The following is a 21,655-nucleotide window of genomic DNA, read 5'->3' as shown; positions in this document are numbered from 1 at the left end:
ATTATGTCTCCAATTCGGCATTGATTGAAAAGCCTGAGATGACGTTAAGCGCCATGACAGTATTCAGATGTTGTAGTAATGAAGGGTCTATCGCTACGAGCATTTGGCCTGATTGAAATTCGCGAAGTAGCTGATGGCATTCTTCACTCAAGTGATGACTATCAATCTGAGAATTATCGGCTCGTATTAACACCCCAAACTCAGGTTGGTTGATGTCTAACCCATCGAGTTGTTGCTGATAGATAGCGCGTTCAAGCGCGATAATCGTATAGTTAGAATTAATGAGCGTTATTGAATCTTTGAGATGAAAGACTAAAGCGCCTTGTTGCTCTGGTGGCACATCAGCTAAACCAGCAAGAGGACGTTGGTCGGCTTTTGATTCTGAAACGCTTCTCATCAAGCTGTCTTTGTTCCATTCATAAATAGCCACTTCGCAAAGGTAAGGTGCAGCCTCAATAACCGCAGGAAAGGCTTGGATGGTTTGTTCAAAGTGTTCACCGTAACCACTGACATCACCAGAGGTTAATGGATAACTTAAGACATGTTGACGAGCCATCTGTTGGAAGCACTCTTCGCCGACTAACATCTCGGTGAGTGGGTAGGTTGCAGCGAGTACCTCACTCAAGCTAATCACAAAGTTATTGCGATAAATCTGGATACGCTGTTCATCAGTAAAGTGGTCGCTCACTATATCGCAATGCTCACCACTGTTTTGGTAGCGTAGGGCGTTAGCAAACTCTGATTGAACATCAGATAGGGAGTAGCTCATGATGCGCGACTCCTTTGATTGAACTTGTCGTGTTGATACAAGATGTCACTGGCTTTGGTTGCTTCAGCCAATAAGACTTGTGGCTCTGGGATATCTAGATCCCACTCAATCAAGGTATGGCGAGAGCTGTGCTTTGCTATCCACTGAGTATAAAGTTGCCACACTTCATCACAGACAGGTTTACTGTGGGTGTCTATCCAGATCTCACCTTGCTCGAGTTTCTTCTTAGTGAAACCTGCCAAGTGAATCTCTTCCACTTTGTCTGCCGGTATTCCACTTAGATACTCTTCACAGCTGAAGCCATGATTAAAAGATGAGACAAAAATATTATTGAAATCGAGCAGTAGGCGACACTCGGTACGCTTTTGTACCTCGGCTAAAAACTCCCACTCTGGGATGGTTGAATGCTTGAAGGCAAGGTAGCTCGATGGGTTCTCAATCAGCATAGGGCGTTGCAGGCTGTCTTGTACCTCGATGACATTGCGACAAAAGACCTCTAGCGCTTCTTCGGTATAAGGCAGCGGTAACAAGTCATTGAAGTAATGACCACCTGTCTGACTCCAACTGAGATGATCAGAAACTAAGAAGGGTTCGATATCATCAATGAGCTCTTTTAATTGCACAAGATGATGTTGGTTGATGCGCTCAACAGAACCTAGCGACAACCCAACACCGTGACAACTGATGTTGTGTGCGTGACGAATTTCTCTGAGTTGTTGGCGTTGCGGTGATTGAGCTAAGAAGTAGTTCTCGCTGTGAACTTCTAACCAACTTACTAAGGCTGGATTTTGGCTAAAGAAGTCCAAGTGCGGTGTTCTAAGGCCAACCCCTGCGTTGGGGTGAAGAGTTTGAGTCACAACGATTCTCCTAACAAGAAGTGGAGGTGAGCTGAATGCCAGCTCACCATACTAAGCAGCTCAATTATGATGATTGAGTATTACCACCTGATAATTTGCCACATAGTCCTTTAGGAACGACCACGAATGCATCGGATTGGTTGTCTTCTTTTGCTGTACCCGCACATGAGCTTGTTTTAGTTGCACAATCATTTTGGCCAGCTTTTGCCACGCCGTAGCATTTTTCTTTTGCTGCTGCTTCCGCAGGTGCTGATGTAAGAACTGCACCGCCGAACGCTAGTACACTTGTGATTGCAGCTGTAACAGCAAGATTAGAATTTTTCATAGTCATTCCCTCTAGGACTTAATAGTATTTTGATATCGCAGGTTAATGGATTGTTAACTTGCTTACTAAAAAGGATAGGAACAACCGGGAAATAATTTCACGGCATTATAAAAAATATCAATATTAATGATGTTTTATCTTTTAAGTTACTGAATTTATGATGTTAATTTTTGATTGTTTTTTCTTCTTATTATCCTAAACGCAGCCTAGTGTTTAGGTTATAATCAACTTTTATGTATAAATACCCAGTAGTGAGCATATCCAATGATAGATCCTTCGCTTTTACTCGATGGCCTAAACGATAAACAACGTGAGGCGGTCGCGGCACCTTTAGAAAACCTACTTATTCTGGCAGGTGCAGGCAGTGGTAAAACGCGAGTGTTGGTGCATCGCATCGCTTGGCTGCAAAGTGTAGAGCAAGCATCACCGTTCTCTATTATGTCAGTTACCTTCACCAACAAAGCGGCAGCAGAAATGCGTGGTCGTATTGAAGAGTTGATGATGGGCAGCTCGTCAGGCATGTGGAACGGCACCTTCCATGGCATCTGTCACCGCATCCTTCGTGCTCACTACCTAGATGCAAAATTGCCAGAAGATTTCCAGATCATTGATTCAGATGATCAGATTCGCTTACTACGTCGCTTAATTAAGGCGCAAAACCTTGATGAAAAGCAGTGGCCAGCCAAGCAAGCTTCTTGGTGGATCAATGGCAAGAAAGACGAAGGGTTACGCCCAAGTCACATTGACGCCTACCATGATCCAATAACTCAAACGTGGTTAAAGATTTACTCTGCTTACCAAGAGGCATGTGATCGTGCTGGCTTGGTCGACTTTGCTGAAATCTTGTTGCGATCGCATGAACTATTGCGCGATAAGAAACACATCCGCGAGCACTACCAAGCTCGCTTTAAGCACATTCTTGTCGACGAATTCCAAGATACCAACAACATCCAATACGCTTGGCTTCGCATGATGGCAGGCCCGGATTGTCGCGTGATGATCGTGGGTGATGATGACCAATCTATCTATGGCTGGCGTGGCGCTAAAATTGAAAATATTCAGAAGTTCTTGGATGAATTTCCAGGCGCTTCAACGGTTCGACTCGAACAAAACTACCGTTCAACCAAAACCATTCTGCAGGCGTCTAACGAGCTTATCTCGAACAATACTGAGCGTATGGGTAAAGAGCTGTGGACTGATGGCAACGATGGTGAGCCAATCTCTGTTTACTCTGCTTATAACGAGTTAGATGAAGCGCGCTTCACGGTCAGCAAAATCAAAGAGTGGCAAGAGAAAGGCGGTGCGTTAGAAGATACCGCAATGCTTTATCGTAATAACGCCCAATCTCGTGTGCTTGAAGAAGCGCTTATCCAAGGTGGTCTGCCTTACCGAATCTACGGTGGCATGCGATTCTTCGAGCGTCAGGAAATCAGAGATGCTTTGAGTTACCTGCGCTTAATGAGTAACCGCAGCAATGATGCGGCATTCGAACGTGTCGTCAATACGCCGACTCGTGGCTTGGGTGATAAAACGTTAGAAACAATTCGTCTTGCAGCGCGTGATCGTGGTGCAACTATGTGGGAAGCCAGTGTTGCTCTGATAGAAGAGCAAGTACTACCCGGTCGTGCTGCGGGTGCATTGAGCCGTTTTATTGAACTTATCAATGCACTTGAAGATGACACCATAGAATTGAGACTTCATGAGCAAACCGACCACGTGATCAAATCGTCGGGCTTGTTTGCGATGTACGAGCAAGAGAAAGGCGAAAAGTCGAAGGCTCGTATTGAGAACTTGGAAGAATTGGTAACGGCAACGCGTCAGTTTGAAAAACCAGAAGAAGCGGATGAAATGAGCATGCTAACGGCATTCTTGACTCATGCGGCTTTGGAAGCGGGTGAAGGTCAGGCTGATGAATTTGATGATGCGGTTCAGCTCATGACTCTGCACAGTGCCAAAGGCCTAGAGTTCCCAATGGTATTCATGGTTGGCGTTGAAGAAGGTATGTTCCCAAGCCAGATGTCGGCAGAAGAAGCGGGGCGTTTAGAAGAAGAACGTCGTCTGTGTTACGTCGGCATGACCCGTGCGATGGAGAAGCTCTACATCACTTACGCCGAGATGCGTCGTTTGTACGGTCAAGACAAGTATCACAAGCCATCTCGCTTTATTCGTGAGCTACCAGAGACCTGTCTGGATGAAGTGCGTATGAAGGCGCAAGTGAGTCGCCCTGCAAGCAGTGGTCGCTTTAGCCAAACCGCCGTGAAAGAGAACTTTAACGAAACAGGCTTTAGCTTAGGCTCTCGCGTTAAGCACCCTAAGTTTGGTGAAGGTACCATCATCAACTTCGAGGGAAGTGGCCCACAAAGCCGAGTTCAAGTTGCGTTTAACGGTGAAGGGATTAAGTGGTTAGTAACGGCTTACGCTCGATTAGAGCAGCTTTAATCTACTAGTTCGGTATCTAAAACTCGTTCATTATTAAAAACCAAAAGAGCAGCCAATGGCTGCTCTTTTTATTGCTTTGTACCGACCTAAATTAGGTTAATACAAGCTTAAGGCATTGCTGCCTCAAAGTGAGACTTACAGTGCTGCAAGTGCCGCTTCGTAGTTTGGTTCTTCAGTGATCTCTGCAACCAACTCGCTGTGTGTTACCACACCCTTTTCATCAACAACGACAACTGCGCGTGTTGTTAGGCCTGATAGTGGGCCTTCAGCGAGCGCTACGCCGTAGTCTGATGCGAATGCAGGAGAACGGAAAGTTGAGGCGTGTTGAACGCCTTCAATGCCTTCTAGTTCGCAGAAGCGACCCGCAGCAAACGGTAGGTCAGCAGAAATACAAACAACAACCGTGTTCTCAAGCTCTGCCGCTTTTGCGTTGAACGTGCGTACGCTCGTTGCACAAGTGGCTGTGTCGATGCTTGGGAAGATGTTTAGAACCACTTTCTTGCCTTCAAGAGAAGCAAGAGTCAGTTCAGAAAGATCGCCTGCAGTCAGTGCAAAGCTTGGTGACTTTTCACCTGTTTGTGGGAATGTGCCTGTTAGCGGTACAGCAGCGCCTTTGAAGGTAACGTGTGACATGAATTTGTCCTTAGTTTAATTATGGTTATGAAACTAGTTGAGTCTAGTTCGACTTACGTTACTCGGAAGTGGTTAAGAAGTGAATGCTTTAAATGTCAGAATTGTAATCAAAGGTCTTTGATTTATTTGTTTGAGAGGGGAATAAATGAAACGATAGATAAAGAAAAACCCCGAGAGCTTGTGCTCATCGGGGTCTATAGTCTTACTCGCAGCAATCCGGCTACTAAGTGTGCTCCATGCATCAAATCCATGATAGTGTGCTGTTACCCTTCAGCGTATTCCTTTCGTCGCCTTCCTAGCGGTGTCCTTGATCTTATCCTGATCTGCCAACAATCCTCGTTAGCGCGCGTCACTTGTTCCTTGAGCGGTGTCCTTTACATCATCCTGATGTTCAGTCCTTTCCTCGTCCAGAGGTGTCCATTGTCTTTCCTTAGTAGCAACCATCCTAGTTACTATTGCGTCCATTCAATGTCCATTTCGCTATCCATGCCGATTATTCATCCTGAGTAATCGAATCTTCATCCTGAAGATAACCAAGTCCTTGGCGTTTCCTGTTCCGTGTCAGCATCCTTCCGACACCATTCATATTACCGATTCCTTATTTATCAGCAATGGTGCATAAGCGAATTTCTATATAATTATTTGAATAATAAATGTACGTATCTTTTAATTTCAATTGTTTACGATGTCGAGGTGACTAATTTCGTCATCAAATATCGATATTTACTCACTGCCTTGTGAGAGATCTCGCACAAGGCAGCGAGTAAAAAGGGAGGGTTATTTCCTATTGGCCAATGGCTGCACCTTCACGACGAGGGTCTGCAGCGCCTTCTAGGCCGTCTTTTGTGAGACGAATAGCGTGTAAACCCGAGTTAAGATCGCGAACGTTGACCTCAAATCCCATCTTTTCTAGCTCAGGTTTGAAGTTTTCCGCCGATGTTCCTTTTTCCAAATCTAAGGTACCGAAGCGGTTTAGGAAGTGTGGTTGGTTGATGGCTTGCTGAATATCCATGTCCCATTGGGTATGCGCGATGATCGCTTGTGCCACATACCCTATGATACGGCTACCGCCTGGAGAGCCAATCGCCATGTAAGGTTTATCGTCTTGCATGATGATGGTGGGTGCCATTGAAGAGCGTGGACGCTTACCCGGCTCAAGTCGGTTAGCGATAGGCTTACCATCGTTGTGGGTCTTGAATGAGAAGTCCGTTAGTTCGTTATTGAGTAGGAAGCCTCTCACCATCAAGCGTGAACCAAAGGCATTCTCAATGGTGGTGGTCATCGACACGACATTGCCATCGCTATCGACAATATTGAAGTGGCTGGTGGACGGTAATTCAATAGAAACATCTTGGCTGCGCAGCATAGCGTGATCCCACGGTGGCGTGCCTGATGGTGCGCTTTCTAATGCCTTGCCTGCGGTAATTAACTGGGCACGTTCCTGCAAATAGTCAGTATTCACTAACCCTTGGGTTGGCATCGGTACGTAATCTTGATCGGCCATGTACATACCACGGTCAGCAAAGGCTAGGCGAGAAGCGTCTGCTAACACTTGCCAAGATTTTGCGTCGTTTGGTCCCCATGATTTGAGGTCAAACTGCTCGGTCATCGCTAAGATCTGCCCAACCGTTAATGCACCCGAACTTGGTGGCCCCATTCCACATACTTGATAGCTTTCATAAGCAGAACAAACAGGCTCACGTTGCTTAATTGAATACGCATCGAAATCTTTCTGTGCCAATACGCCAGGGTTACCTTTGGCAGTTTGCACAGTATTAATGATGTCGGCAGAGATCTCACCCTGATAGAAGGCTTTAGCACCATCCTTTGAGATAGCGTTTAACGTTGCCGCGTACTCTGGGTTCTTAAGCTGAGTCCCCGCTGTTTTCGGGCTGCCATCGGCATTGAAGAAGTAAGCCTTAGTTGTGGCAAATCGGCTTAGTCGCTGTTGGTCATTTTCAATCAAGGTAGCTAAGCGTGGACTAATAATAAAACCTTCTTCAGCTAGCTGAGCGATAGGTTTAATCAGTGATGCCCACTCTAGTTTTCCGTACTTCTGGTGAGTGTCCCACAGCAATTGCACTGTGCCTGGCGTGCCAACAGAACGACCGCCAACCACGGCATCATAGAATTTAAGCGGTTGGCCGTTTTCGTCTTGGAATAGACGTGGTGTGGCATCAAGCGGCGCGGTTTCACGGCCATCGTAGGTTTTGAGTTGCTTGTCCTTGCCATCAAAATAAACAAGGAACGCGCCGCCACCAATACCTGATGACTGAGGTTCTACTAAGCCAAGCATAAGCTGAACGGCAACCATGGCATCAATGGCGTTACCACCACGAGCAAGTACATCGGCGCCGGCTTGTGTGGCAAGAGGGTTGGCTGCGGTGACCATCCAATCATTAGCTTTAACGAGTTGTTTGGTTTCTAAACCACTACTTTGTTCGGGTGCGACGGAATCGGCAGCTTGATTTGCCCAACTGACGTGAGAGGCAAAAAGTAGGGTAGAAGTGGCGAGGGTTGTTAGTTTTGTTTTCCACTGCATGATCTTCTCCTTTTAATATGCAGAGCTAGATTGGCAGTGGAAAGATGAGATAGCCAGAGCGTTGTTAACGAATTGTAATCTTGATTCGAATTTAAGCGATTAAACCATACAGTGACTGCCAAAGAATACTCGCGCCAATAAGGCTGAATAACACGCCACACAAGCCATCGATGTAAACGGTCGCTTCGCTGAGTTTCTTCTGCAGTGTTTTGGTTGAAAGCATCCACGCCAGCAGTGAGAACCAAAACAGTGAGAGGCCAAATAGGATGATCAGCGCAAAGCCTTTGCCTGACAGCGACATATCCGCAGGGACTAAGCTCGACATTAAACTAACAAAGAACACCAAAGCCTTTGGGTTGAGAATGTTGGTCATAAACCCTTTAGAAAATGCATCTCGCTTGTTGGTCAGAATCAGATCTTTCGAATTAACGGTGTCGGCGTCATCATCGTGGTTCTGAATGATTTGCCAGGTTGCTTTAAGTGCACCGTAACCTAAGTACAGTAAGTAGCTACCGCCGGCCAATTGGATAATGGCAAATAGTGTGGGTTGCTGGTGGACTAGGTAACTGATTCCCGTCAGGCTCAGCAGTGAGTGCAGCAAGATCCCGCAAGATAAGCCAAGCGCAATGTACAAGCCTGTCTGGCGTCCGTGACGCGTCGCATTTTGTACGACTAACGCAAAGTCAGGGCCGGGGCTCATCAAAGCGATGAAGTGGATAGAGGCTAGGGTGATCAGTATGGTGACTTCGTTCATCATCAGTTCTCAATAACGTTGCCGCTATTTTTAAATAAGTAATCGTATTGAGCGTAGCTTACCGTGATTTGAAATCGAGCAATTGTAAATTATCAACACTTAGTTGATTTGTGAGGGTGGTACACCGAACGTGGTTTTGAAAGCCTTAGAGAAGTGTGCCTGATCATAGAAGCCTACTTGGTGCGCAACCTTAGTACCACATATCCCAGACTTAATCAGGCGCATGCTTTGTTCCATGCGTAAACGGCTTAGCCATGCATAAGGCGTAATGCCCATTTTGTTTTTAAAATGGCGTTGGAATTGAGTCGTGGTTAAACCACACAACTCAGACAGTTGTTCTAATCGCACTGGTTGATCCAAATTCGCCATCAAATAGTCTTTTAGCGTATCAATCGATTGATTACCCAGTTTGATGTCGCTTTTCGATCCAAATTTCGCATAACGATCGACAATCGTCGAGAATCCTTCGAAAGGTAAGCAATCTTGAGCGAGTTGGCTGATGTTTTGATTGATTAACAGGGCATGTAAGTTGCGTAATTGTGAAAATGCAGCTTGATCGGAGAGGATCAGCTCAGAAAAGCCTAATGTGTGACCATTTTTCTTGGGATCGGCAAGATCTTGAAACCATTGGGGAGAAACCGCAAACACACTGACTTGATAACCTGAATCGAGCTTGGAGTGCCCATCATGCAGTTCATCGGGTGGCATGATAACAACTTGGCCAGCACCAACATTATGGCTCGTCCCTTTATAGACGAATTTCTGCTGTCCTTGGGTAATTAAGCCAATGTGAAAGTCCAAATGATAGTGGCGCTGAAAGGCAAACTCTTGGTACTGAGCTTGGATCAGGCTGATATCTTCTGTTGGGGTAGAGTAGTAGTGGACTTTATCCATGGTACAAAAAAGCTTGGTCAAATAGTCATCAATTCAACCAAGCTTATCTTCGTATTAAGGGATTGTCTTGTAAAAAACGATCAGTGTTACTGCTTAGCGCGTTTGTTCTTCTTGTTGTTACGCAGGCCATCAAAGCTGAAAATAACCAGAGCGCCCCAAATAAAGGCGAAAGTAATCGCTTTATCTGAAGTAAAGGCTTCACCGTAAATCAGAACTGCGAGCAAGAACATTAAGCTGGGGCCGATGTACTGGAAGAAACCGAGTGTCGATAGCTTCAAGCGGGTTGCAGCGCCAGTAAAACAAAGCAGTGGAACCGTGGTGATCACTCCTGCTGCAACCAATAATAGATTGAGCTGCATTGGGTTCATCGAAAAATCTGACGTTGCACTGTCTGCGATAAACAACAAGTACGTTGCGGCGATAGGCAGCATCACCAGCGTCTCAATGAATAAGCCAGTTTGAGCTTCCAAGCTAACCTTTTTACGTAACAAGCCATAGAAACCAAAACTGAAGGCTAGGGCAATGGCAACGATCGGCACAGAGCCAAACGCGATCAATTGAATTATCACGCCAATCGCAGCAAGACTAACGGCAAACCATTGAAGTTTGCGTAAGCGTTCGCCAAGGAAGAACATCCCGAGCAACACGTTAATCAGCGGATTGATGTAATAGCCTAAGCTGGCATCGAGCATGTGATTGGAATTCACCGCCCAAATAAAAATAAGCCAGTTGGCGCCCACTAAAATCGAAGTGGCGACTAAATAGAGCATTTTGGGCTTGGAGGTGATGGTGTCTCGAACCTTACGCCAGCCACGACTCATGTGCAGTAGAAAAGCGAGTAGGAAAAAAGACCATACTACACGGTGGCTAAGAATCTCAAACGGGGATACTTCACTTAAAGATTTGAAATATATAGGGGCGATACCCCACATGGTGTAAGCACCGACAGCAAGCAAAATACCTTGGCGCGTACGTTGTTGTTCTTCTGGAGTCATGCATCTTTCTCTAGCACTGAGTGCTTATTAATAAGATTTATAAGAGAGTTGGTCAGTATAGGAGCGATAACCCTTTTCACCTAACAATTTGCGGTTTAATTCGCCAGCGTTCCCCTCTACAATGTGCGCCTTGCTTGCCAATGCTGCACGCTGACTTTATACCTTGATTAGGAACCACAATGACCGCCACTCTGATTGCTGAGCAAACACCAACTCCCGCGAATGATGCGCAAGATATCTTACAAGATGTCTTTGGTTATCAAAGCTTTCGTGATGGTCAGCAAGAGGTCATAGACCTAGCCGTTGAAGGTAAAGACAGCTTGGTGATTATGCCAACTGGTGGTGGTAAATCTCTGTGTTACCAAATCCCGGCTTTGGTTCGTGATGGGCTGACTTTGGTTATCTCACCGCTCATTTCATTGATGAAAGACCAGGTCGACCAATTGAAAGCAAATGGTGTGGCGGCTGAGTGCATAAACTCATCGATGCCACGCGAACAACTGTTGAGCGTGTTCAACCGCATGAACTCAGGCCAATTGAAGATGGTTTATGCCTCACCAGAGCGTGTGTTGATGCGTGACTTCATCGAGCGCTTACAAGGTTTGCCGCTTTCGATGATTGCGGTGGATGAGGCACACTGTATCTCTCAGTGGGGACACGATTTCCGCCCTGAGTATGCTTTGCTAGGCCAGCTTAAACAGTATTTCCCGCATGTGCCGTATATGGCGCTGACAGCAACCGCTGACGATGCGACGCGCAAAGATATTATCTCGCGTTTGCAGCTGGTGGAGCCGCACACTTACTTAGGCAGCTTCGATCGCCCTAATATTCGCTACAACCTAGTTGAGAAGCACAAGCCCGTGTCACAGGTGGTTCGCTACCTAGAAACACAGAAAGGCAATTGCGGCATCATCTACTGTGGTAGCCGTAAGAAAGTGGAGATGGTGACCGAGAAGCTGTGCAATAACGGTATTCGTGCTGCGGGTTATCACGCAGGCATGGACACCGATGAGCGCGCTTACGTTCAAGAAGCCTTCCAACGTGATGATATTCAGATCGTTGTTGCTACCGTGGCCTTCGGTATGGGCATCAACAAACCCAACGTACGCTTTGTGGTGCACTTTGATATTCCACGTAACATCGAGTCTTACTATCAAGAGACTGGCCGTGCTGGTCGTGATGGCTTGCCTGCTGAAGCCATGATGTTGTTTGATCCGGCTGATATGGGTTGGCTGCGTCGTATGCTGGATGAGAAAGAAGAAGGCCCACAAAAACAAGTTGAGATGCACAAGCTGAACGCAATGAGTGCCTTTGCCGAAGCGCAAACCTGTCGTCGTCAGGTTCTGTTGAACTACTTCGGCGAATATCGCGAGAAGCAATGTGGCAACTGCGATATCTGCTTAGACCCACCAAAACACTTTGATGCGACCCAAGAGGCACAGAAGGCGTTGTCTTGTGTGTACCGAGTGAATCAGTCATTTGGTATGGGCTATGTGGTGGAAGTGATGCGCGGTATGCAGAACATCCGTGTCCGTGATAATGGTCACGATAAGCTTTCTACCTACGGTATTGGCCGTGACCACAGCCACGATTACTGGATCAGTATCTTCCGTCAGCTAATTCACAAAGGTTTATTGTTCCAAAACATCACTCGTAACTCGACATTACAGTTAACAGAAGAAGCCCGCCCGTTACTGCGTGGTGAGATGTCTTTGGAGCTAGCTGTGCCTCGTTTAGATACCGCAGTGCGTAATGCGAAGTCCGATAAACTTAGCAGTAAGAACTACGATAAGAAGCTGTTTGCCAAACTGCGTAAGCTGCGTAAGTCGATTGCTGATGAAGATGGCTTGCCACCATACGTGGTATTCAGTGATGCGACACTGATTGATATGGCCGAAATCCTACCCACATCTTATGGTGAGATGCTGGCAGTCAATGGCGTTGGTCAGCGTAAACTTGATAAGTACGCAGACCCATTCTTAGATTTGATTCAAGAACACATCACCACACACGGCTAGCTTGCAAGAAACGACTAGCTTATAAAAACGATTGGCTTACAGAAAAAGAATAAGGTTGATAGGGACATGACAACACCAACAGAATTTGGCTTAAGAGAGTATTTGGCTGAGGAAGGGCGTTTATTGATTACGTCTCCAAGTTTTGATTTTGATTCTTATGAAGTGCTAGGTGAAAAGCTGGTGGCATTGCTGTCAGCGTCTGTTGTTGAAAAGCAATGGGACGCTGATATGCATTCTTGGTTGATTGATTTTGAAGATTGTCGAATGTTTTTAAAGTCTGAGCATTACAGTGAATCAATTTGGTTTGAGTCGTTAAACGCTGAAGAAAGCCGAGAAGAGTTTGATTATCTCGCGACGCTTTTCAAGCGCGGTTTTTAACTTTTTGCATGGCTTCTGAAACGTAGCTTCTAAACCTGGCTTTTAAAACTTGGCTTCTAACGCCATTCATCAATAAAAGTGAGGATAAACGTTTGCGTTTGTTCTCACCGTTGCAGCCAATATTGATTAATGTATAATCGCCCGCCGCTCAATAGAGCAAATTATAGAAACATTTTTAATTCACATTATTGGTAAGAGCTTTCTTAGTTTATTCGAAGAAATGACTCGATTTGGGTTCCCTCACCCCCAAACCAAACTAAAAAGGTACAGCATGAGTAACTTTACCCCTGCGCAACAGCGCAAAGCCTTAGCACTATTAGTTTTGTTCCATTTGGTGATTATTGCATCAAGCAACTATTTGGTTCAGCTACCTTTTACCGTCTTCGGTATGCACACCACTTGGGGTGCTTTCACTTTCCCGTTTATCTTTCTAGCGACCGACCTGACCGTACGTATTTTTGGTGCGCAACTTGCTCGTAAAATCATTTTCTTAGTGATGTTACCAGCGCTAGCCGTATCTTATTTATTGTCTGTGGTGTTCTTTGAAGGTTCATTCCAAGGCTTTAGTCAACTAGGCGAATTCAACCTGTTTGTTGCACGCATCGCAGCGGCAAGCTTCATGGCTTATTTGCTTGGCCAAATCTTGGATGTGCATGTGTTCAACCGCTTACGCCAAATGAAGCAGTGGTGGGTTGCGCCAACGTGTTCAACGTTATTCGGTAATGCCATTGATACCATCGCGTTCTTTGCGATTGCTTTCTACCAAAGCCCAGATCCATTCATGGCTGAGCACTGGACTGAAATTGCGTTGGTCGACTACGGATTCAAGCTTATCATCAGCTTAGGTCTATTTGTTCCAATGTACGGTGTGCTTCTAAATTACGTAGTTAAGAAGCTAACCGCTGTGAACCCTGATTTTAAAGCGACAGGTGTTAACGTTTAAGTTTAGATTTGTAACGCAAAGCATTAATGCAGCGATAAGAAAAAGCCCAAGTTAGTAGACTAACTTGGGCTTTTTTAATTTCTAGCGTCAGATACTAATATCAGAGGCATTCAATATTCAATGGCCAGCCAATATCGGTTTGTCTATTCGACTCGATCTCTAGCTCAGCAGCGGTCAGCGGGTTGTCTGCTAGCCATTGCTTAGAAAGCGTCAAGGTCAGATTGTTGTCATCCGTCGTCAGCTTGAACTCAGGCTCAAGCGCTGGATTACGACGGTGAGTCAACAAAATAGCTAAACGCAGAATTCGTAAAATACGCTTGCTGCTGGTACCTGAGATTGCATGTTGCTCTGGCAATGAAGTTAACTGTTCGCGGTAGCGGCGTGTTAACTCACCCAAGCAGTGCTTTTGCGCTCGAGTAAAGCCAGGTAGGTCTAAGTTCTGCAGTAGGTAAGCACTGTGCTCGCCGCCTTTTTTGAAATCGATTGTTAAACCAATCTCATGAAGCTTCGCCGCTGTTTGTAATAGCACACCTGCTTGAGGTTCAGAAACCCACGTTTCGGCGCCCGCTTGCTCTAATAGAGTCTGTGCGACTACAGCAACTTGTTCACTGTAGCTTACGTCCATTTGGTAGCGTGATTGCACGCTCTTAATGGTACGAGCGCGGATATCTTCTTGGCGAAACTCATCAACCATCTCGTAGGCGAGACCTTCACGGAGTGCGCCGCCAGCGAGTGTCATTGAATCAATTTCAAGCAGCTCAAAAATCGCGATAAGAATAGAAAGACCACTTGGGAACACTAGTGCGCGCTCAAGGGTTAAGCCTTCAATCTCAAGCTCTTCTAAGCGCTCTGTAATCATCGCTTGTTTCTGTAGACGCTTGAGTTTGGCATGAGTAATGACTTCATCCATGCCTTGCGCCAACATGATTTCTTGCAGTGCTTGAACGGTACCACTGGCACCAACACACACATCCCATCCGATATCAGTGTAGCTATCTAGGATAGGAGCCAACGTAGACTTAGCCGCTTCAATGGCATTGTTGAAGTTGGTTGCGGTTAATTGGCGATCTTTAAAGTGGCGTTCAAGCCAAGTAACACAACCCATCTTTAGGCTGGTTAAGGCTTTGGCTGAGAAACCTTCACCGATGATCATCTCGGTACTTGCACCACCAATATCAACCACTAGTCGGCGGCCGCTGCCACCAGAAGTGTGTGCTACGCCTTTATAGATAGTCGCAGCTTCTTCTTCACCAGAGATAACATTGATGTCGTAACCAAGGATCTGGTTCGCTTTCTCGAGAAATATATCCACATTGATAGCGGTACGTAGTGTCGCTGTACCAACAATGCGGATATTTTCTTTCGGAATATCTTGCAGTCGCTCTGCAAAGAGACTCAAACAGTCCCAACCGCGCTGCATGGCTTCAGTACTAAGCGCATTATTTTCATCTAAGCCTGCAGCTAAACGAACTTTGCGCTTAATTTTAGCCATGGTTTGTACGCTGCCATCGATATGACGCACAACGAGCATATGAAAACTGTTCGACCCGAGGTCGATTGCAGCATAAAGCGGTGGTGACACTGTTTGACTCATAAGCGACTAAGCTTCCTTGTTATGACGCGGTTGGCGTGGGCGACGATTCTGGTTTGGTTTACGGTTACCGTTGCGTGGGCCATTGTTGTTTGAGCGGCGTTGTTGCGGGTTACGTGTACGTAAGCGCATCGGTGCTGGCAGATCTTCCAGTAGTGCAGAAGCATCGTAGTCAGACATTGGGATAGCGTGCTCAATGTATTCTTCGATTGGTGGCAAGTTGATTGCGTAATCTTCACAAGCAAAGCTGATCGAGTGACCGCTTTCACCAGCACGACCTGTACGGCCGATACGGTGAACGTAATCTTCACAATCGTCAGGTAGGTCAAAATTGAATACGTGTGTTACTTGAGGGATGTGTAGGCCACGTGCTGCAACATCCGTTGCGACAAGCAGGTCAACATCACCTTTAGTGAATTGCTCAAGAATTTTTTCACGTTTCTTCTGAGGAACATCACCCGTTAGCAAACCAACACGGTGACCATCGGCAGCCAAGTGGCCCCAAACTGATTCACATTTGTGCTTAGTGTTAGCGAAGATGATTGCGCGATCTGGCCACTCTTCTTCGATTAACGTTTGTAGAAGAGCCATTTTGTGTTCGTTAGAAGGGTAGAAAAGCTCTTCTTGAATACGGTGACCAGTCTTACGTTCAGGTTCAACAACAACATGCTCTGGGTTGTGCATGTGTTCGAATGCAAGTTCTTGTACGCGGTAAGACAGTGTCGCAGAGAACAGCATGTTCAGGCGATCTTTAGGTTCTGGCATACGACGGAACAAGAAGCGGATGTCTTTGATGAAACCAAGATCGAACATGCGATCAGCTTCGTCAAGAACAACGGCTTGAATGTGGTTAAGGTTAAATACCTTTTGTTTGTAGAAATCGATGATGCGACCAGTCGTACCAATTAAGATATCTGCGCCTTCTTCGATCTTACCTAGCTGCTTGTCGTAGCTCTCGCCACCGTAAGCTAATGCTGCCTTGATACCTGTGCTTGCAACCAGAGAGTCAGCATCGTTGTAGATCTGAATCGCGAGTTCACGCGTTGGTGCCATAATAATCGCACGTGGCTGGTTAGGCTTACGGCCTTCATGCTCAGGTGTTTTTAGCAGGTGATTAAAAGTAGCAGTAAGAAACGCAAGCGTTTTACCAGTACCCGTTTGGGCCTGGCCTGCAATGTCTTGGCCGGTGAGCAGTACCGGGAGCGCCAAGGCTTGGATAGGGGTACAATAGTCGAACCCTTTTTTCTCCAATCCTTCAATGACTTGCGGAAGTAAATCCAAGTCGGCGAACTTTTGCTCTGTGATATGCGTCTTTTTCATTGCTATAGAATATCAGCTTAAGCTTGCAATACGAAAGTAAATACATTCCAATAGGGCATCTATTTACTGGTTATCATCCAACCAGTTCTAAAAAATACATTGGAGTGGAAGATGAGTGATAAGATTTTGCAGCTAACTGATGACGGTTTTGATAACGATGTAATCAACGCTGCAGGCCCTGTTCTTGTTGATTTTTGGGCAGAATGGTGTGGTCCATGTAAAATGATTGCGCCGATTCTTGATGAAATCGCAAACGAGTACGAAGGTCAGCTCACAATCGGTAAATTAAATATCGACCAAAATGCTGGTACTCCACCAAAATTCGGTATTCGCGGCATTCCAACGCTACTTCTTTTCAAAGACGGTGGCGTAGCAGCAACTAAAGTTGGTGCATTGTCTAAAACTCAACTTAAAGAGTTCCTAGACGCTAACCTATAATCAGGTGAGTATTTGAAAAGAAACCGCGCAGTTAACAAATGCGCGGTTTTGTTTTTTCTAAGCTATGGACTAGTCTTAGTTTTAGTGCTAATTTATCGCACGTTAATTGAACAAATTCTCTTCTTGGTCGAGCCTGTGACCAAATCCTTCTTAACTTAAGAAAACAGACCCTATTTTGACTAAACAAACTTCCACCACTATGAATCTTACTGAACTGAAGAACAGACCTGTGTCTGAACTTGTTAAACTTAGCGAAAGCCTAGGTCTTGAAAATCAAGCTCGCTTAAGAAAACAAGACATTATCTTCTCCATCCTTAAAGCACACGCAAAAAGTGGTGAGGACATCTTTGGTGATGGTGTTCTAGAAATTCTTCAAGACGGTTTTGGCTTCCTACGTAGCGCAGACAGCTCATACCTTGCTGGTCCTGATGATATTTATGTATCACCGAGCCAGATTCGTCGTTTTAACCTTCGTACAGGTGACTCTATTGGCGGTAAAATCCGTCCACCTAAAGATGGCGAACGTTACTTTGCTCTGCTTAAAGTAAATACGGTTAACTACGATAAACCAGATAACGCTCGTAACAAGATTCTTTTCGAAAACCTTACTCCTCTTCACGCCAACGAACGTATGGTGATGGAAGCGGGTAATGGTGCAACTGAAGATATCACAGCTCGTATTCTTGACCTTGCTTCTCCAATCGGTAAAGGTCAGCGTGGTCTGATTGTTGCTCCGCCAAAAGCGGGTAAGACAATGCTTCTGCAAAATATTGCTCAAAGCATTGCCCGTAACCATCCTGAGTGTGAACTAATGGTTCTACTTATCGATGAGCGTCCAGAAGAAGTAACAGAAATGCAGCGCCTAGTTAAAGGCGAAGTAATCGCATCGACGTTTGATGAACCAGCATCTCGCCACGTACAAGTAGCAGAAATGGTAATCGAGAAGGCGAAGCGTCTTGTTGAACACAAGAAAGACGTGGTTATCCTACTGGATTCAATTACTCGTCTAGCTCGTGCTTACAACACTGTGATTCCTTCATCAGGTAAAGTTCTTACTGGTGGTGTTGATGCGAATGCTCTACATCGTCCAAAGCGTTTCTTCGGTGCGGCACGTAACGTAGAAGAAGGCGGTAGCTTAACTATCATCGCAACAGCACTGGTTGATACTGGTTCTAAGATGGATGAAGTTATCTACGAAGAATTCAAAGGTACAGGTAACATGGAACTGCACCTTAACCGTAAGATTGCTGAAAAACGCGTATTCCCAGCGATTGATTTCAACCGATCTGGTACTCGTCGTGAAGAGCTTCTTACCAAGAACGATGAACTACAGAAGATGTGGATTCTGCGTAAGATTGTTCACCCAATGGGCGAAATCGATGCGATGGAATTCCTTATCGACAAGCTAGCAATGACTAAAACGAACGATGAGTTCTTTGACGCTATGCGTCGTCAGTAGTATTGATTAGCTTATAGTTATTAAAAAGCGCTGCCTTCGGGTGGCGCTTTTTATTTGCATTTTGTAGCGACAGCTTGCAGAATGGGCAAAAGTGTTACGAGGAAGTTAAAATGCAACATGGACTGTTGTCATCATTACTCCTGTCTACTTCACTGTTACTTTCACCGGTTGGTATGAGTTATGCCACCGAGATGTCTCCACTTACAGTAGAGTCTTGGCTTGAGAATGATCAAGTAAAACTGAAAACTGCTGAATTACTCGAGCTTGTCGTGCGTGACGAAGTCAATTCGCTACGCTTTTCGCTTGAGCGTCTGACATTTCCCCAGCAAGAGGTGGCTCGTTACCGGCTCTTGAAGAAGATCGAACAGCAAGAGATCGTTCTCACCCCTAAGATGTCTATTTTCATAGAACAGCAACTCGCTATCACGCCGACCTACCAAGTATTAGAGCGTGGGGATGGCTACGAGTTTACGGTACCTGCTTTTAATTACCCTTCGATTGCTAATCGACTGATCAAGCAATGGCACCAAGACCAGAAGACACTGGTGTTTGTACTGGATGCAGAAAAGCGGGAACTTAACCTTAATGAGTGGTTGTCAGGGCCTGAGCATCAAGTTCAAACGCGAGAAGCACTATTAATTCGAGAGCTAGACAGTTTGTCTCCTGAAGCGGTTGACTATCTGACTAAGCAACTCACCGCATCTTCTATTGTTAGCTGGTTACCTTCTACCGAGGTGGTAGTTCGATTAGCGCAAGTGAGCGAAGACCCTGAGGTCTATAAGATTCTATGGCGAATGAAGGCCGATTATCATAGCCAAGCAGAGTTAGAGCGACTTGCTAAAACTAAACAAACGTTCGCGTTGGAACAGGTAATGGCAGCGACTAAGAATCCTCGTTTGAAAGATGAAGCGATTACTTTGCTTACCAAGGTGAACCCGCTATCAGAAGAGGTGAAGCAGTTCCTTGTCTCTAGGATGGCGATTGCCGATGAAGCGCCATTAGTCGCCCGTGAATTAGCCAAACAAGGTCACACGCTCTGGTTGCAAGATCTTGTGAATGATAACCCTCAGGTGAAGAGCTCTTTGATCGAGCAAGCATTACCGTAAAGTGGATTTTGCCTCTCAATAACCACACTAAAAAGGGGGATCTCAGCGTCACCCTTTTTGATATACTGAGCGCAGAATAATCAGCATGTAGAAGCCCTATGAGTTTTAAAGATTTACGTGATTTTGTCGACCATCTTGAAAGCATTGGTCAGTTGAAACGCATTTCTCACCCTGTCGACCCAGACTATGAAATGACCGAGATTAGCGACCGTACTCTACGTGCTGGTGGCCCGGCTCTTTTATTTGAAAATCCCGTAGGCTATGACATGCCTGTTTTGACCAATCTATTCGGTACACCTGATCGGGTAGCCATTGGTATGGGGCGTCAAGAGGTCAAAGAGTTACGCGAAGTAGGTAAGTTGCTTGCTTACTTAAAAGAACCCGAGCCACCAAAAGGCTTTAAAGACGCTATCGATAAGCTGCCTGTGTTTAAGCAGGTCTTAAATATGCCAGCTAAGCGTCTTCGTAAGGCGGCCTGTCAACAAATCGTATGGCAGGGTGATGACGTCGACCTAGATAAAATTCCGGTGATGAGCTGTTGGGCGGACGATGTCGCGCCGTTGCTAACGTGGGGTTTAACGGTTACTCGTGGTCCAAACAAGAAACGCCAAAACTTAGGTATCTATCGTCAACAGAAGATCGGCAAGAATAAAATCATCATGCGTTGGTTGGCCCACCGTGGTGGAGCGCTTGATCTACGTGATTGGATGGAAACCAACCCAGGCAAGCCATTCCCTGTATCGGTAGCGTTTGGTGCCGATCCTGCCACCATTCTTGGTGCCGTTACGCCAGTTCCAGATACCTTATCGGAATACGCGTTTGCCGGCTTGTTACGTGGCAGTAAAACTGAGGTCGTTAAATCAATCAGTAACGACCTAGAAGTGCCAGCGAGTGCTGAAATCGTAATGGAAGGTTATATCGACCCGAATGAGTTCGCAGACGAAGGACCATACGGAGACCATACTGGTTACTACAACGAGAAAGAAAAGCATCATGTGTTTACTATTACTCATGTAACCATGCGCGAGAATCCGATCTATCACAGTACCTATACTGGCCGTCCACCTGATGAGCCTGCAGTATTAGGTGTTGCGTTAAATGAAGTGTTTGTTCCTATTCTTCAAAAGCAATTCCCAGAGATAGAAGACTTCTACTTGCCACCTGAAGGTTGTTCTTACCGAATGGCAGTAGTGACCATGAAGAAGCAATACCCAGGTCACGCTAAGCGAGTGATGATGGGTGTATGGTCTTTCCTACGCCAATTCATGTACACCAAATTTGTTTTGGTATGCGATGAGGATGTTAACGCACGTGATTGGTCTCAAGTGACCGCTGCTATGTGTGAACATATGGATCCGTCTCGTGATAGCCTGATGATAGAGAACACACCTATCGATTCACTAGACTTCGCATCGCCAGTGGTAGGTTTAGGCTCAAAAATGGGTTTAGACATTACTAAGAAGTGGGATGCGGAGCTGGCACTATCGCCTAATGCTAAACCTTTACCTATAGACAGTCAGCATATTGAAGGTTGCCTAGCTGAGCTAGCCGAAACTTTCCCTGAAATTATTGATATTCATTTGCAGAATGACAATGCGTGCATGGTCGTTGTGTCTATCGATAAGCAAGCTGCAGGTAACGGTAAGAAAATCATTGAAGCGGTTTGGTCTCAGTTTGATGAGAACAAGTTTGTCATCGTATGTGATAGTGACGTTAACGTCAGTGACTGGAATGACATTATCTGGGCGGTGACCACAAGAATGGATCCGGCAAGAGATACGTTCTTCCTGAAAAACCAAACTGGACACTCAAAAATGGGTCTAGATGCGACGAACAAGTTTGAAGGTGAATGCCTGCGTGAGTGGGGTGTTCCAATCACTAAGAACCCAGACGTCGTTAAAAAGATTGATAGCATTTGGGAACAACTAGGAATCTCATGAGCTTCCAAGTAATCTTATACCCAGAAAATATCAGTTTTACCGTAGAAAAAGGGCAAACGGTTTTGGATGCTGCGCTCAACAGCAATATCAATTTTCCAAACCGCTGCCAAGTTGGTGCATGCGCTATGTGTATGTGCAAAAAATTAGAAGGCAAAGTGAGTTACCACCTTGAACCCATGCTCACAGAGAAAGAGCAGTTACAAGGTTGGATTTTTGCTTGCCAAGCATTTGCAGAAAGTAATTTAGTTCTAACC

The 21,655-nt window shown here is 45.6% G+C and carries 19 protein-coding genes; 9 read left to right on the top strand and 10 right to left on the bottom strand.

All coding sequences use genetic code 11. The annotated features are described in order from the left end of the window. Position 1: 1 nt before the first annotated feature. The 3 genes from ACED25_RS19835 to ACED25_RS19825 all read right to left on the bottom strand — a co-directional run bounded on the left by ACED25_RS19835 (position 2) and on the right by ACED25_RS19825 (position 1,951). The gene (locus ACED25_RS19835) at positions 2 to 769 is read right to left on the bottom strand and encodes a DNA-binding domain-containing protein (protein WP_017098563.1); all 768 of its coding nucleotides are present in this window, start codon (positions 767 to 769) and stop codon (positions 2 to 4) included. After that, positions 766 to 1,626, bottom strand: a complete 861-nt coding sequence (locus ACED25_RS19830) for a DUF692 domain-containing protein (protein ID WP_371695925.1) — start codon at positions 1,624 to 1,626, stop codon at positions 766 to 768. The genes ACED25_RS19835 and ACED25_RS19830 overlap by 4 nt, the downstream gene beginning before the upstream one ends. Before the next feature lie 64 nt (positions 1,627 to 1,690). After that, positions 1,691 to 1,951, bottom strand: coding sequence for a DUF2282 domain-containing protein (locus tag ACED25_RS19825; RefSeq protein ID WP_004736650.1), 261 nt, complete (start codon positions 1,949 to 1,951; stop codon positions 1,691 to 1,693). Positions 1,952 to 2,215: 264 nt separating this feature from the next. Between ACED25_RS19825 and uvrD the strand changes: the two genes are divergently transcribed. Continuing rightward, the gene (gene uvrD, locus ACED25_RS19820; protein WP_009848185.1) at positions 2,216 to 4,390 is read left to right on the top strand and encodes a DNA helicase II; all 2,175 of its coding nucleotides are present in this window, start codon (positions 2,216 to 2,218) and stop codon (positions 4,388 to 4,390) included. Positions 4,391 to 4,525: 135 nt separating this feature from the next. On the opposite strand, the gene tpx is transcribed toward uvrD, so the two are convergent. The 5 genes from tpx to rarD form a co-directional block, all read right to left on the bottom strand. Continuing rightward, positions 4,526 to 5,023 (bottom strand): thiol peroxidase, encoded by a 498-nt coding sequence (tpx, locus tag ACED25_RS19815; protein ID WP_371695924.1) that lies wholly within the window; start codon positions 5,021 to 5,023, stop codon positions 4,526 to 4,528. 784 nt (positions 5,024 to 5,807) lie between these two features. After that, positions 5,808 to 7,565: a gamma-glutamyltransferase gene (ggt, locus tag ACED25_RS19810; protein ID WP_371695923.1), complete on the bottom strand. Its 1,758-nt coding sequence runs from the start codon at positions 7,563 to 7,565 to the stop codon at positions 5,808 to 5,810. Positions 7,566 to 7,656: 91 nt separating this feature from the next. Continuing rightward, complete coding sequence (locus ACED25_RS19805; RefSeq protein ID WP_371695933.1) at positions 7,657 to 8,319, bottom strand: LysE family translocator; 663 nt, start codon at positions 8,317 to 8,319, stop codon at positions 7,657 to 7,659. A 99-nt stretch (positions 8,320 to 8,418) separates the two neighbouring features. Further along, positions 8,419 to 9,213, bottom strand: coding sequence for an AraC family transcriptional regulator (locus ACED25_RS19800; protein ID WP_371695922.1), 795 nt, complete (start codon positions 9,211 to 9,213; stop codon positions 8,419 to 8,421). 86 nt (positions 9,214 to 9,299) lie between these two features. Continuing rightward, positions 9,300 to 10,208 (bottom strand): EamA family transporter RarD, encoded by a 909-nt coding sequence (rarD, locus tag ACED25_RS19795; RefSeq protein ID WP_371695921.1) that lies wholly within the window; start codon positions 10,206 to 10,208, stop codon positions 9,300 to 9,302. Positions 10,209 to 10,387: 179 nt separating this feature from the next. On the opposite strand from rarD, the gene recQ reads away from it, so the two are divergent. The 3 genes from recQ to ACED25_RS19780 all read left to right on the top strand — a co-directional run bounded on the left by recQ (position 10,388) and on the right by ACED25_RS19780 (position 13,547). Then, positions 10,388 to 12,226 (top strand): ATP-dependent DNA helicase RecQ, encoded by a 1,839-nt coding sequence (recQ, locus tag ACED25_RS19790; protein ID WP_017103321.1) that lies wholly within the window; start codon positions 10,388 to 10,390, stop codon positions 12,224 to 12,226. 66 nt (positions 12,227 to 12,292) lie between these two features. Continuing rightward, entirely contained in the window at positions 12,293 to 12,604 is a 312-nt protein-coding gene (locus ACED25_RS19785; RefSeq protein WP_009848192.1) for a DUF3630 family protein, read from the top strand. 271 nt (positions 12,605 to 12,875) lie between these two features. After that, entirely contained in the window at positions 12,876 to 13,547 is a 672-nt protein-coding gene (locus tag ACED25_RS19780) for a 7-cyano-7-deazaguanine/7-aminomethyl-7-deazaguanine transporter (RefSeq protein ID WP_371695920.1), read from the top strand. Positions 13,548 to 13,647: 100 nt separating this feature from the next. On the opposite strand, the gene gppA is transcribed toward ACED25_RS19780, so the two are convergent. Together gppA and rhlB are read right to left on the bottom strand one after the other, a co-directional pair. Further along, the gene (gppA, locus tag ACED25_RS19775) at positions 13,648 to 15,141 is read right to left on the bottom strand and encodes a guanosine-5'-triphosphate,3'-diphosphate diphosphatase (protein WP_017098557.1); all 1,494 of its coding nucleotides are present in this window, start codon (positions 15,139 to 15,141) and stop codon (positions 13,648 to 13,650) included. A gap of 6 nt (positions 15,142 to 15,147) precedes the next feature. Continuing rightward, positions 15,148 to 16,458, bottom strand: coding sequence for an ATP-dependent RNA helicase RhlB (gene rhlB / locus ACED25_RS19770; protein ID WP_009848195.1), 1,311 nt, complete (start codon positions 16,456 to 16,458; stop codon positions 15,148 to 15,150). Between the two features lie 111 nt (positions 16,459 to 16,569). Here rhlB and trxA point away from each other — a divergent pair, with 111 nt between their 5' ends. The 5 genes from trxA to ACED25_RS19745 form a co-directional block, all read left to right on the top strand. Then, entirely contained in the window at positions 16,570 to 16,896 is a 327-nt protein-coding gene (gene trxA, locus ACED25_RS19765) for a thioredoxin TrxA (RefSeq protein WP_009848196.1), read from the top strand. Positions 16,897 to 17,095: 199 nt separating this feature from the next. Further along, the gene (gene rho / locus ACED25_RS19760) at positions 17,096 to 18,355 is read left to right on the top strand and encodes a transcription termination factor Rho (protein WP_009848197.1); all 1,260 of its coding nucleotides are present in this window, start codon (positions 17,096 to 17,098) and stop codon (positions 18,353 to 18,355) included. Between the two features lie 110 nt (positions 18,356 to 18,465). Then, the gene (locus ACED25_RS19755; RefSeq protein WP_102249493.1) at positions 18,466 to 19,461 is read left to right on the top strand and encodes a hypothetical protein; all 996 of its coding nucleotides are present in this window, start codon (positions 18,466 to 18,468) and stop codon (positions 19,459 to 19,461) included. Between the two features lie 98 nt (positions 19,462 to 19,559). Next, positions 19,560 to 21,401: a 4-hydroxy-3-polyprenylbenzoate decarboxylase gene (gene ubiD, locus ACED25_RS19750; protein WP_017103319.1), complete on the top strand. Its 1,842-nt coding sequence runs from the start codon at positions 19,560 to 19,562 to the stop codon at positions 21,399 to 21,401. After that, the coding region (locus ACED25_RS19745; RefSeq protein ID WP_371695919.1) for a 2Fe-2S iron-sulfur cluster-binding protein at positions 21,398 to 21,655 on the top strand (258 nt) is incomplete at its 3' end. The genes ubiD and ACED25_RS19745, both read left to right, overlap by 4 nt.

The sequence above is a fragment of the Vibrio sp. 1F263 genome (assembly GCF_041439035.1).
Taxonomy (GTDB): Bacteria; Pseudomonadota; Gammaproteobacteria; order Enterobacterales; family Vibrionaceae; genus Vibrio; species Vibrio tasmaniensis_A.
This window is presented reverse-complemented; position numbering and strand designations above follow the sequence as displayed.